The organism is Schwartzia sp. (in: firmicutes) (genome assembly GCF_978017985.1).
This window is the reverse complement of sequence record NZ_CDXDFU010000176.1, coordinates 1-13077: the sequence shown is the minus strand read 5'-3', so window position 1 is coordinate 13077 and position 13077 is coordinate 1. Positions and strand designations below refer to the sequence as shown.

Sequence of the window (13077 nt, the reverse complement as noted above, 5' to 3'; positions counted from 1 at the left end):
GGTGCTTCCGATACCTATGATGTATCGAAGCTCACGAAGGAAGAAAAAGACCTTCGCCGTATCCTTCATGTAACCATTGATAAAGTAACTGAGGATATCCGTGACCGCTTCACGTTCAATACGGCAATTTCCGCTGTCATGGAGCTTGTAAACGCATTCTATACATTCTATCCGGAAAACGGTAAGGATGTTCCTGAGCTTAATGCAGGACTTGCCCGTGAGGTCGTACTGAACCTTATCAAGATGCTTGCTCCTTTTGCTCCGCACATTACAGAAGAAATGTGGAGTCAGGTCGTAGGAGAGGGCAGCGTACACGCCCAGAAATGGCCGAAGGCTGATAAATCCGCACAGGTACAGGATGAAATCGAAATCGTTCTGCAGATTAACGGCAAGGTACGTGATAAGATTGTCGTAGCTGCTTCCCTCGGAAAAGATGAAATTCAGGAAGCTGCACTGGCTCAGCCGCGTGTAAAAGAACTCATCGCGGGCAAGACTATCGTAAAAGTCATCGCCGTTCCGAAAAAACTCGTAAATATCGTTGTGAAATAAAAAGAGGGCGTTACGCAGTGAAAGCTGTGTAACGCCCTTTTTGCTTCGCTTGTATTAGCTTTTCGGGTTATACTCGATAATCTGCATGTTCGGATACTGGTTCAAATCGAGGATTTCATCCTGCGTGAGACGGATGAGAGGTCTTGCCGCATAATCGTTCTTGTAGCGGACGATTGTGCCGATAAGTCCGTTCTGGAGCATGACGCGCGAGCCGAGGAATGCGTCCTTGATGTGTTCGAGGAATGGGACGCATACGTTCGGGTCGAGCTTCGTGTACATGTCGGCGGTTATGCGGTCGATAGCCTCGAAAGGTGTGCTCTTGCGAGCGCCTTCACGCTCTGTGGTGATATTATCATACAGATTGCAGACTGCAATGATTCGCGCGTACAGATGGATGTTTTCGGCACCCGAAAGATTGAAGGGGAAGCCTGAACCATCCATGCATTCATGGTGCTGCATAGCAGCGAGCTTAACGCCATCGGAGAGATTCGGACTTGCGTTTAATATCTGCTGACCGTCCATAGTATGCTGTATATAAGCGTCAAGGTCATCTCCGCGCAGGTTTTCAACCTGCTTATCAATAAGGCGCTGCGGGAATTTTGTTTTTCCTATGTCATGAAGGAAGCCTGCGAGAATAATATCCTGTGTTTCCTGCTTGTCCTTGTGCATCCATTTTGCAAGAACGCCGGCAAGAATAGCAACTCGGACCGAATGGTTGTAAATATCTGTTGCAAGATGGTTTACTTCAAGCAGATAATCAATAGCGCCGCTTTGCTTTGCAAGAGGTGCCAGCGTATCTGAAACCATGGTGCGTGTTTTTTCTACAGGCGCCTGATTGGAATTTGCGGTTTCATCAAAAATAGAACGCGCCGTGCTGAGAACTTCTTTGTATTCCGTTACAAATGCATTGCTCGGATTGAACATTGCGGAGACATTCTGGAATGTTTCGCTGAGTTCATATTCATCCTTGACATAGACGGTGGGGATATCCAAAAAGCCCAACCGCGTTATATGTGCCTTCGTCAGAAGTGTTCCCTCCGAAAGCACGACAACCATGTCGTCATTGATGATGGAGCGTGCGAGAATCATACCGGGATTTAATTCCTCCAGAGATACAGATCGCACAATAATTCCCCCTTCATGAGTTAGATTTTCGTTGCCGCTAAAAAAGATAATTCTTCAACATATTTTATATTCGCCATTGATGCCGAAATTCCTTTTATTATAATAAAATTTTTTCAAATAAGACAATCGTTTAGTTTTCGTCATAAAAGACTGTTCTTGTTTGAGAAATAACTATATGATAGAATTATCAAGTTATTGTTTTTATGTTTTTAAGGAGAGTGTCAGATGTTAACAGCAATCATTACATCCGTCATATCGCTTGTGGTCGGATTTTTCTTTCTCATTAAGGGCGCTGATGCGTTTGTAGAGGGAAGCTCTGCAGTCGCGAAAAGGCTTCATGTACCGCCTCTTATCATAGGACTTACTATTGTGTCCCTGGGCACGAGTCTGCCCGAGCTGGCTGTCAGCGTGACGGCTGCGCTTGCGGGGAGCAATTCTCTCGCAATAAGTAATGTTACCGGGTCAAATATTTTCAATACTGTCGTTGTTCTGGGTATGAGCGCGGTTTTTGTTCCGCTGGCGGTTGACGGCTCAACACGCAAGTTTGATATCCCGTTCTCCATACTGGCGATGATTGTCATGATAGCCCTTGCTCTTACGGGAGCAAAGCCGGCGGACGGAAACATTGGTGTGCTTGACCGTGCAGATGGAATAGTTCTTCTCGGACTGTTTGCTTTTTTCCTGGCTAGGACGATATATGCTGCTTTGAAGTTCAGAAATGAAAAGCTTCAGGCTGAGGCTGAGCAGATGCAGGAGGATATTACGGAGGAGGCTCCGAAATCCATGCCCGCGGCTGCGCTTTATATTGTACTGGGCATTATTGCCATAATCGCAGGCGGTGACCTTGTCGTAGGCGGTGACCGTATGGTTGCAGGGATGGAGTTCCACTACGGCGCAATCACAGTCGCACGTCTTTTCGGCCTTTCGGAAACTCTTATCGGTCTCACCATTGTTGCATGCGGAACAAGTCTTCCGGAGCTTGTAACATCTGTTGTGGCAGCAAAAAAAGACGAGGTGGATATGGCGGTAGGAAATGCCGTCGGATCCAATATCTTTAATGTTTTGGGAATTCTCGGTGTAGCAACGGTTATCCAGCCTGTTGCTCTTATCATGGAAAATTTAATTGATGCAGGTGTGCTTCTTGTGGTCAGTGTTATTCTCCTTATCTGTTCATGGACCAAGGGAACTATCTCACGCAATGAAGGCATTTTTATGCTTGCGTTTTATTTAATTTATCTCATGTATATTTGTATGCGCTGAAAAAAGTTGTATTATAAAGTAAAGAATATACAGGCGGAGTTTTAGCGCCTGTTGGCTGAGATACACATACACGGATGAAAACGGACTACTGATGAATTTGTCAGCAGTCCTTTTGGTGTTGCAGGAGGAAAGTAATGAAGGCTCTTTTTGCCGCTATGAGGCAGGATAAAAATATAGCTGAAATATGTGAGGCGTTCGCGAAGAAAAAGCATCAAAGCTTTGTTTACGGTTTGGCGGATGCTCCGAAGCATGCGGTTTTGGCGGCAGCGTATGACGCCGTTGACTGTCCGTGGATTATCATCACACCGGATCAGGCGGCTCTTTCGGCGTGGAGAGATGACCTGTCGTTTCTGCTTCCGGAAACAAAAGTGGTGGAGCTTCCTGAGGTAGACCAGGCAAATTTTGCGGTGGCTGCAAAGAGTATTGAGCTTATGGCAAAAAGAATGGACGTTCTCGGACGTCTTATGCGCCATGAGTCTGTGGTGGTTTTGACAACCGCAGCGGCAGCGATACAGAAGGGCATGTCCCGTCAGGAGTTTGCGCGTCTCAGTCTTTCGCTGAAGATTGGTGATGTCATGGAGCGTGAAGAGCTCCTGCAGCGCCTTACAAATCTCGGGTATGAGCATGCGGCAGAGGTAGAACGCATGGGACAGTTCAGCGCCCGAGGCGGTATTGTGGACGTGTTTCCTATCAATATGCTCAGTCCTGTGCGTATTGAGTTTTTTGATGATGAAATAGATTCTCTCCGTGAATTTGAAATAGAGTCCATGCGCTCCACAAACAATATCGGAGAGGTACGTGTACTTCCACTGGCTGATACGGACGCTTCCGGACGGCCTGAAATCTTTATTTCCTATCTTGAAGGAAACGGTGTTGTTCAATTTGATGAGCCTATGCGAATCAGAGAGAGCATACGTCAGAGCATAAGAGAAAATCCGGATATAAAAACACAGGTTTTTTCGTGGGAGGATTTGCTTGAGGCAAGTGCGCCGAATAATGTTTTTTATACGGCGCTGATGCTGCAGAAGGTGCATGACGCAGATCCTGATGCTATCATGAGTGTCGTTGTAAAAGCCGTTGCGCCGTATCAGAAGCAGTTTGACCTCTTTACGGGGGATATGAAGGAATGGCACGAAAACGGGCAAAAGCTGCTTGTACTTCTGGGTGACAATATAAAATGCTCGTCCATGAGGGAAATGCTTGCGAAAAACCGTATTCCTTCCGTGGCAATCCCAAACCCCGACCATCTGGACGAAAAGCTTGTAAGCGTAGCGGAGGGTATTCTGTCGGGGGGCTTTGAGCTGCCTGACGCAAAGCTTGTAGTCGTCACCGAAAAGGATATTTTCGGGCATCAGAAAAAGAAGCGTAGAATGCTGTCAACTCCCGATGCAAGCAAAATATCCCATTTCCGTGAAATACATACGGGAGATTATGTTGTCCATGTAAATCACGGTATCGGAAAATATCTCGGCGTAATCACTCTTGATGTTGGCGGCGTAAAGAAGGATTATCTGCACATAAAATACGGCGGTGACGATAAGCTCTTTGTCCCGACAGACCAGGTGCAGCTTTTACAGAAATATATAGGCTCAGAGGGTGAGACTCCGCGCCTTCATAAAATGGGAGGCACGGAATGGGCAAAGGCTAAAGCAAAAGCAAAGGCGTCCGCGGAGGATATTGCCCAGGACCTCATAAAGCTCTATGCAAAGCGCCGTGAAACAGTGGGCTTTGCATATCCTGAGGATACGCCGTGGCAGAAGGAATTTGAAGATGCCTTTCAGTACGAGGAAACACCGGACCAGCTAGCAGCCATACGGGATATAAAAAGCGATATGGAAAAGCCTGTCCCCATGGACCGTCTGCTTTGCGGTGATGTGGGCTTCGGAAAGACAGAGGTTGCTATCCGTGCTGCTTTTAAGGCGGTTATGGGTGGACGTCAGGTTGCAGTGCTGGTTCCGACTACAGTTTTGGCGCAGCAGCATTATCAGACCTTTTCGGAGCGGTTTATGAAATTCGGTCCGAATGTTGATGTTATCTGCCGTTTCCGCACGGCGAAGGAGCAGAAGGCTACACTGGAAAAGACTGCCGAGGGCAGAGTGGATATACTCATAGGAACCCATGCTCTTTTGAATTCCCGCAAGGTGAAATTCAAGGACCTGGGGCTTTTGATTGTTGACGAGGAGCAGCGGTTCGGAGTAAAGCAGAAGGAAAAAATCAAAAAGCTTTCTGCGGGTATCGATGTACTTACCCTGTCGGCTACACCTATTCCGCGTACCCTGCACATGTCGCTTGTGGGTGCAAGGGATATGAGTATTATCGAAACACCTCCTGCGGAGCGTTACCCGATACAGACATACGTCATTGAGTCGAATGAAAGCATTATCGCGGGAGCAATACGGAGAGAGTTAAAACGCGGAGGGCAGATATATTTCATATACAACCGTGTCGAAACAATAGACCGTATGCGCCTGAAGCTGGAAGCACTGGTGCCTGAGGCAAGAATACAGACGGCACACGGGCAGATGCCTGAGGATATGCTTGAAAGAGTCATGATGGATTTCTACGAGGGTGAGTATGATATTCTCCTTGCTACCAGTATTGTAGAAAACGGTCTTGACGTAGCCAATGCCAATACAATTATTGTCTACAATGCCGATTATTTCGGATTGTCACAGCTTTATCAGATGCGAGGGCGTGTTGGACGAAGCAAGAAAATGGCGTTTGCTTATTTCGTTTATCAGCGGGATAAGGTTCTGACAGAGACAGCCGAAAAAAGACTGCAGGCAATGAAGGAATTTGCCGAGCTTGGCGCGGGCTTCAAAATTGCAATGCGCGATTTGGAGATACGCGGCGCAGGCAATCTTCTTGGTTCGCAGCAGCATGGTCATATAGCGAGCGTTGGTTTTGAGATGTACTGTCAGCTGCTTGATGAAGCTGTTCAGCAGCTTCGTACCGGGCAGCCTGTCAAGGAAATTCCTGAGCCTGTCATCGAGCTTACCGTCGAGGCATATCTTGATGGCGGATATATTGATGACGCAATGCATAAGATTGAGATATATCAGCGCATTGCGGCGGTAAGGAATGAAAAGCAGATAGAGCGTCTCATAGACGACCTCATAGACAGATTCGGAGAGCCTTCGAAGCCTGTTATGCGGCTCATAGAGGTGGCGCGCATAAAGAATTATGCCCGTGACCTCGGCATTCGTTCAATGGTGCAGAAGGATATGCTTTTGGAGCTTGTTCTCTGGCCGGAGCATAAAATTGCTCCCGAGCATTTAATGGGCCTGAAAAAGAGAATGGGAATGGCAATGAAGCTTCTTCCTCTTCAGCAGACAATACGCATACGCATGACGGAAAAACAGAAGAAGGACGTCCTGTCCCTGCTTAAATCGGTGCTTTTGAGTCTGGCAGGGGAAGATGTTCAGCTTGTGAAAAGAAAGGAGAAACCCTGAATGGGAAGTATCACGGTAGTAGGAATGGGGCCGGGTTCCTTCGGGCTCATGTCCATGGAAGCATGGGAGCTTATGAAGAACGCGCCTGAGCTCGTACTGAGAACAGCCGTACATCCGACGGCAGATGAATTGAAAAAGAAGGGGATTGAGTTTTCCTCTTTTGATGACAGATATGAAACCGCAGAGGATTTTGAGTCTCTGTATAATTCTATCGCAGAAGAGCTTATCGGCAGGGCGGCAAAGGGAGAAACACTGGTATATGCAGTACCGGGAAGCCCTCTTGTAGCGGAGCGCACAGTGGTTCTGCTTCGTGAAAAGGCACAGGAGAAAAATGTAGAGCTTACTATCCTGCCCGCAATGAGCTTCGTAGAGGTGCTTTACACGCGCCTGGGAATAGACCCTATAAGCGGTCTTACGATTGTTGATGCTGCGGACCTGGAGCGGCTGCCCCTTGATATACCTACGGGAATTATCATAACGCAGGTCTACAGCCCGATGATAGCTTCAGAGGCGAAGCTCAGCCTTATGGAGCTTCTGCCTGATGAGTTTGAGATTATTTATACGCATAATCTCGGTCTGCCTGACGAGTCAATCCGCAGGATTCCTTTGTATCAGCTGGACCGTCAGCCGGATATAGACCACCTTACAAGTGTTTACATTCCTGCAAGGAAAAAGGACGAGCGCTTCGATTTCACTCCTTTCACGGAAATAATGTGCCGCCTGCGTGAGCCCGGCGGATGTCCGTGGGACCGCGAACAGACGCCTGAATCTCTCAGAAAGCACATTCTTGAGGAAGCCTATGAGGTGATTGAAGCAATAGATACGGGCGACAAGGAGCTTTTGTGCGAGGAGCTGGGAGACCTGCTCCTGCAGATCGTTTTTCAGGCACGTATCGCGGAGGAGACAGGAAGCTTCTCCATGCAGGATGTTATAGACGGCATCTCTGAAAAGATGATTCGCCGCCATCCGCATATTTTCGGAGATGTTGAAGCATCTGACGCGGCTGCGGTGATGGTGGAGTGGGAAGCATTAAAGAGAAAAGAAAAGCCTGAGCGCAGCTCCGTTATAGACGGGCTACCTCCTGAGCTTCCGGGACTTCTTGCCGCGGCAAAGCTCCAGCAGCGTGCTGCAGGGGTAGGCTTTGAGTGGCCTGATATAAAGCAGGCATGGGATAAATGCCGCGAAGAGGCAGATGAGCTGAAGGCTGCTGCCGCAAAAGGAAATCAGTCCGAAATCGAAGAAGAAATGGGAGACCTTCTGTTTGCATGCGTAAATCTCTCCAGACTTTTGAAAGTTCCTGCTGAGGTTGCTATCATGAAGGCAAACAGAAAATTCCGCAGACGTTTTTCATTTGTTGAGAATAAAATTAATGAAAACGGCGGAGATTGGAAAAAGTTTGATACTGATGCATTGATTGCGTTTTGGAATGAAGCGAAAAAAGAAGAGTAATGTTCTTGTGTAGGATTATGGAAGTGAAAGCATGGAAAAGAAAGCAGTTTTGATTACAGGAGGCACATCGGGAATCGGTCTTGCCGCGGCAAAAATGTTCCTGAATCTGGGCTATATTGTATCCGTTCTTGGACGGGACGCGAAAAAGGGACAGAAGGCATTGAAGCTTTTGCGCAGAGAGTCTGAGGACGTTCACTTTATACGCGCTGATGTTCAAAAGCCTGAGGACTGCAAAAACGCGGTACAGGAAGCGCTGCAGCAGTGGGGACGTCTTGACTGTCTCGTAAACTCGGCAGGAATCTATATGGAGGAATCTGCCGAAAATCTGACAGAGGAATCCTACAGCGCGATTATGGACACAAATATCAAGGGAACGATGTTTATGTCCAAATACGCTCTGCCCGCTTTGAAAAAGAAAAAAGGAAATATTGTCAATGTTTCCTCCGACGCGGGGCTTCAGGGCAATTTCGGCTGCAGTCTTTACTGCGCGTCCAAGGGCGCGGTCACGCTCTACACGAAAGCATTGGCATTGGAAACAGCGTCATGGGGCGTGCGAGTGAACTGTGTCTGCCCGGGCGACATTATGACTCCTTTGACGGAAAAGCAGGTAGAAAACGAGCCTTCAAAGAAGGATGCTCTTAAGATGATGGCGTCTGTATATCCCGTCGGACGAATCGGAACTGCCGAGGAGGCTGCGGCAGTAATTGTTTTCCTGGCTTCAGAGTCTGCGGGTTTTGTCACCGGAGCGGCTTGGACCGTTGATGGTGGAATCACGGCATAATCGGGCTCGGATTGCGATACAAATATCAATATGATAGAATGATTGTCGTAATTTTTGGTTTTTACGGAGGAAAGCATGAAGGGAAGGAGCTTTCTCATCATTGCCGCTTCAATCGGTTCAGGGCACATCAAAGCCGCTGAAGCAGTTTCAGATGAACTTAGAATTAAATATCCTGATGCGTCAATTGAGATAGTTGACTTCACGGAATGGAAAATATCATGGGCGACAGCTTTCATGAAGGCATGCTATCTTTTCATGCTGAAATTTATTCCGAATCTTTATGAGCTGATGTATCGTTTTACAGGCGGAAAAGCAGGAGGGCTTTCAGTACAGAGTCTTATATCTGCAATAACCTCTGCGGATATTGCGTCTTTGGTGAAAAAGTACAGGCCTGATGCAATCGTATGTACGCACCCGTTTCCTGCCGGAGCAGCTTCATGGAGAAAGGAAAGACACCCGGAGGAATTTCTGTTTTCTACTGTTATTACGGATTACTCAGTCCATCAAATGTGGATATACACTAACGCGGACTGTTATTTCGTAGCCCGTGAAGCTATGAAAACGGACCTGATTTCAGCGGGGCTTCCGGCAGATAATGTCTGGGTTACGGGAATACCGGTAAAGGCAAGCTTTCATCAGACTGAAGACAGGTCATCGGTGCTTGCAGGGCTTGGCTTCACTCCTGAAATACCGACAGTGCTGATTATGGGCGGCGGACTTGGTCTTGGAGGAATGGAATATACCTTAAAGACACTGGAAAAGGTAGAGCAGAAGCTGCAGCTCATTGTTATAGCGGGAAGGAACGAAGAACTCAAAAGACGGCTTGAGGAAACAGCCAAGGAATCGCGGCAGAATGTCCGTGTGCTTGGATTTACCCAGGCGGTGAGGGATTATATGGCGGCGGCAGACCTTTTGATAAGCAAACCCGGCGCATTGACCATAACAGAAGCTCTTTCGGCAGAGCTGCCTATGGTACTGCACGAGCCTATTCCCGGCCCCGAAACGGAAAACGCGGTGTATATTTCGCGTCTCGGCGCGGCTGTATGGGTAAATAAAGAAACGAAGCTTGAGGAAGAATTAAACGGTATATTTTCCTCTCCGGAGAAGCTCGCGGCGATGCGTGAAAGAGAGCATGCGCTCAAACGTCCGTATGCGGCACGGGATATTGCGGAGACATTGTCCGGGGAATTGGAAAAATTTATTCGGGCATAAAATAATACAAAAAATTTTTTAAATCATAAAAGGTATTTTTCAGTTCGATATCGAATAAAATAATAGTGTGACTTTTTGGTTGAAACAGGTAATACATTTCTAGGGAAAGTATCTGGGTGAGATTATGACGCTAAGAAAGCTTCAGAGAAATGACGATACATTTCTGTGTCCGAACTGCGGCAGCCCGTTGGAATACTCTGATGGCGGCGCTGTAGCAATCGTAAACGGGCATTTGGATATGGAGAATTATAAGCCGCGGTATAATTGCAAAAAGTGCAGCGTTTTCTATAGAGAGGTTATGTCCACGGGCTATTACGATGTTTTCCCGTTGGAGGAAGCCGTTAAGAGCCAGCATAAGGAACATATAGTCAAACCGCCTGTTCCGAAGGAAGGGCCTGTGTCTCTTGAAAAAGATGCAAACGGAAAGCGGCACTGTCCGAAATGCGGTCGTGAGTTCCGTGAGGTAGAAGGCGGAGCAGTTCGTGTTGTGAATGGCAAAGTCGATATGGAAAATACCAAGCCGAAATACCAGTGCGATTCCTGCGGGGTGTTTTACCGTGAAGTTCTTACGTCAGGATTCTATCTGCCGTATCCGCAGGAGGAAGAGGATAAGCTGAAAAATACTTAGGCCGGATAAAAAATTCGGCGGTCAGACATACGAAAGAAGTATTTTATTCTTGCATAATTACTGAAATATTAGTATGATTAGAATGGTATCTTGTGAAGATGCCTTATTAGACGTTTTCGAAGATGAGGGGATAGGTTATGGAACGAAAAAAGAATAGTATTCGTTTCAATTGGTTTGTCGCAGCGTTGGTTGTAATCGCTGTGTACTTTTCTTATACCTTCGTTGAGCAGCAGTTTCATTTGAATGCCCTGAACCGTGATTATGAAGCGGCACAGGCTCGTTTGGAAGCGGCGCGTGTAAGAAATGCCGAATTAAAGGAACAGCGCGCCGGTCTTGAAGATCCGAACTATATCGAAAAGGTTGCCCGTGAGGATCTCGGAATGACGCGTCAGGGCGAAATGCCGTACATTTCGGCGCATCGCTGAACCTGTATATTTCCTTGACACTCAAAGAGCGGCAAGGGTATAATAAATTCAACTTTTAACTTAAGGGGGAAAGAGTATTTTGGCCATTGAAGTTGGCGGAGTAGTGGAAGGAACAGTTACCGGTATTACGAAATTCGGTGCATTTGTGGATTTGGGAGACCATAAGGTCGGATTAGTTCACATCTCAGAGGTTGCAGATGTCTATGTAAATGATGTCAACGACTTTTTGAAGGAAGGCCAGAAGGTTAAAGTGAAGGTGCTCACGATAGATGAGCACGGAAAGATTGGCCTTTCGATTAAAAAACTGCAGCCGAAAAAACCGGAGCAGCCTCAGCCGCAGGCACCTCGTGCTGCCGCACCGGCAGGAACCGGCAATCGCTTTTCACATGCAGCACATACGCCGCATCGTCCCATGGGTGGCGGAGATTTCCATCGTCCTGCAGGACGGTTCAGCAGCGGGCCTCTTTCCTTTGAAGATAAGCTGTCTAAGTTCTTGAAGGACAGTGACGAACGGCTTACCGATCTGAAGAAGAAAACAGACTCCAAACGCGGAGGACGTGGCGCTCGCCGTTCTAGTTGAGCCTTTTATGAAAGGGAGAAATAAGCACTCTGCAAAGGGTGCTTTTTCTGATTATGGGAACAGCATGGAAGATTTAGAATCTTTAGTGGAAGCGTATGCGCAGCGCCGGGGACTTTGGGAAGACAATACTCTGGTTTTGACTGCATGCTCAGGCGGCCCGGATTCAATGGCGCTGCTTTCCGTTCTTTGCCGTATCTCTGAAAAATCCGGAGGGAAGCTCAGAGTGGCGGCGGCCCATTTCAATCATGGGATTCGCGGGCAGGAAGCAGACCACGACGAAGAATATGTACGGAGCTTTTGCTTTGAGCATGATATTCCGTACTATGCGGGCAGGGGAGATGTTCCTGCCTATGCAGATGAGCACAATATGTCCATTGAAACTGCCGCGCGTGAAATGCGATATGCATTTTTGTATGGGACGGCAGAGAAAATCGGAGCGGCACGCATTGCTGTGGCGCATCAGGCCAATGACCAGGCAGAAACTGTACTTATGCGTATACTGCGCGGCACAGGAGTCGAAGGGCTGGCAGCGATACGCCCCAAAAACGGAATACTCATAAGGCCGCTGCTCTTTGCGAGCAGAGATTCTATTGAGAAGTATTGTGAAAGCAGGGGGATTACTCCCTGTATGGACAGTACAAATGAGTATCTTGACGCAACCCGCAATAAGCTGAGACTTTCGCTGATTCCTCAGCTTAAGAAAGAATATAACCCTATGCTTGGCGAAGCATTGTGCCGACTGGCTGCGATTGCTGCTGACCAGACGGATTATATCGCACAGCAGGAAATAGAAGCAAGAAAGAGCGTTGTTCGTTCGGAAACAGAGAGGAAAGTCGTATTTTCGCGGCAGCTCTTTTTGGGGCTCCATGAAACGATGCAGATGGCTGTTTTGCGTACCGCCGTTCAAAATATCGGCGGCAGCATGAAATTTTCGTATGTTTTGTACGAAGCATTGAAAAATCTCTTTCTTCCGGGGCATACAGGGAAAGAGCTTCACCTTCCCTGCGGCCTGCACGCATGGGCAAATGCCGAAGAGGTTATTCTTTCGGCTGAGAATGCAGAGCCTGTGGAGTGGGAGGAAAAGCCTCTCACAGTTCCGGGGATTACACATATTGACGAATTGGGGCTGTCTGTTTCGTGTGAGAATACCTCATACGAAGGACCATCCGGCAGCCGCAGTGAGATATTTATAGATGCGGAAATGCTTTCGGGAGCGAAGGTCCGCATGAGAAAAAACGGCGACCGCTTTTCGGCAGGCGGTGGAAGCCAGACGGTGAAAAAACTTTTGATTGACCGTAAAATACCACGGGATCGAAGAAATGAAATCCCGATTGTCGAAGCAAACGGACAGATTTTATGGATTGCCGGAATACGGCAGTCGGACACAGCCCGTCCGAAAATCGGGGGCGCAGCGGTCCGTATGAAACTTATATATGATAAAATGCCGGAATGGCTGAGGAATTAATCGAAAAGGGAGTTGTAATCTATCATGATGGAAGATTTGGAAAGGGTAATGTTTACAAAGGAGCAGCTTGCCAATAAAATTCAGGCTATGGGGCGGATCATCAGCCAGGATTATGAAGGCAAGGACCTTGTTGTGGTTGGAATACTGAAGG

The 13077-nt window shown here is 47.6% G+C and carries 11 protein-coding genes; 10 read left to right on the top strand and 1 reads right to left on the bottom strand.

Going from position 1 to position 13077, the window contains the following annotated elements; all coding sequences use genetic code 11:
- On the top strand, window positions 1-549 hold a 549-nt coding region (locus ACY69O_RS07745), incomplete at its 5' end, for a class I tRNA ligase family protein (RefSeq protein ID WP_462332895.1).
- A 54-nt stretch (window positions 550-603) separates the two neighbouring features.
- Here the strand turns inward: ACY69O_RS07745 and ACY69O_RS07740 are convergent.
- Window positions 604-1674 carry an HD-GYP domain-containing protein gene (locus ACY69O_RS07740; RefSeq protein ID WP_462332894.1) on the bottom strand — a complete coding sequence of 357 codons (1071 nt, stop codon included), beginning with the start codon at window positions 1672-1674 and terminating at the stop codon, window positions 604-606.
- Window positions 1675-1899: 225 nt separating this feature from the next.
- Here ACY69O_RS07740 and ACY69O_RS07735 point away from each other — a divergent pair, with 225 nt between their 5' ends.
- The 9 genes from ACY69O_RS07735 (at window position 1900) to tilS (ending at window position 12926) form a co-directional block, all read left to right on the top strand.
- Window positions 1900-2934 carry a calcium/sodium antiporter gene (locus tag ACY69O_RS07735; RefSeq protein WP_462332893.1) on the top strand — a complete coding sequence of 345 codons (1035 nt, stop codon included), beginning with the start codon at window positions 1900-1902 and terminating at the stop codon, window positions 2932-2934.
- A 134-nt stretch (window positions 2935-3068) separates the two neighbouring features.
- Window positions 3069-6386: a transcription-repair coupling factor gene (mfd, locus tag ACY69O_RS07730; protein ID WP_462332892.1), complete on the top strand. Its 3318-nt coding sequence runs from the start codon at window positions 3069-3071 to the stop codon at window positions 6384-6386.
- A complete protein-coding gene (gene yabN / locus ACY69O_RS07725) occupies window positions 6387-7835 on the top strand; it encodes a bifunctional methyltransferase/pyrophosphohydrolase YabN (RefSeq protein ID WP_462332891.1) in 1449 nt (482 codons plus the stop codon).
- A gap of 31 nt (window positions 7836-7866) precedes the next feature.
- The gene (locus ACY69O_RS07720; protein ID WP_462332890.1) at window positions 7867-8616 is read left to right on the top strand and encodes an SDR family NAD(P)-dependent oxidoreductase; all 750 of its coding nucleotides are present in this window, start codon (window positions 7867-7869) and stop codon (window positions 8614-8616) included.
- A 75-nt stretch (window positions 8617-8691) separates the two neighbouring features.
- Window positions 8692-9828, top strand: coding sequence for an MGDG synthase family glycosyltransferase (locus ACY69O_RS07715; RefSeq protein ID WP_462332889.1), 1137 nt, complete (start codon window positions 8692-8694; stop codon window positions 9826-9828).
- A gap of 124 nt (window positions 9829-9952) precedes the next feature.
- Complete coding sequence (locus tag ACY69O_RS07710; protein WP_462332888.1) at window positions 9953-10456, top strand: hypothetical protein; 504 nt, start codon at window positions 9953-9955, stop codon at window positions 10454-10456.
- Window positions 10457-10593: 137 nt separating this feature from the next.
- Window positions 10594-10881, top strand: a complete 288-nt coding sequence (locus tag ACY69O_RS07705; protein WP_462332887.1) for an FtsB family cell division protein — start codon at window positions 10594-10596, stop codon at window positions 10879-10881.
- Between the two features lie 79 nt (window positions 10882-10960).
- Entirely contained in the window at window positions 10961-11461 is a 501-nt protein-coding gene (locus ACY69O_RS07700; RefSeq protein ID WP_462332886.1) for a S1 domain-containing RNA-binding protein, read from the top strand.
- 64 nt (window positions 11462-11525) lie between these two features.
- Complete coding sequence (tilS, locus tag ACY69O_RS07695) at window positions 11526-12926, top strand: tRNA lysidine(34) synthetase TilS (RefSeq protein WP_462332885.1); 1401 nt, start codon at window positions 11526-11528, stop codon at window positions 12924-12926.
- The last annotated feature ends 151 nt before the right edge of the window (window positions 12927-13077 follow it).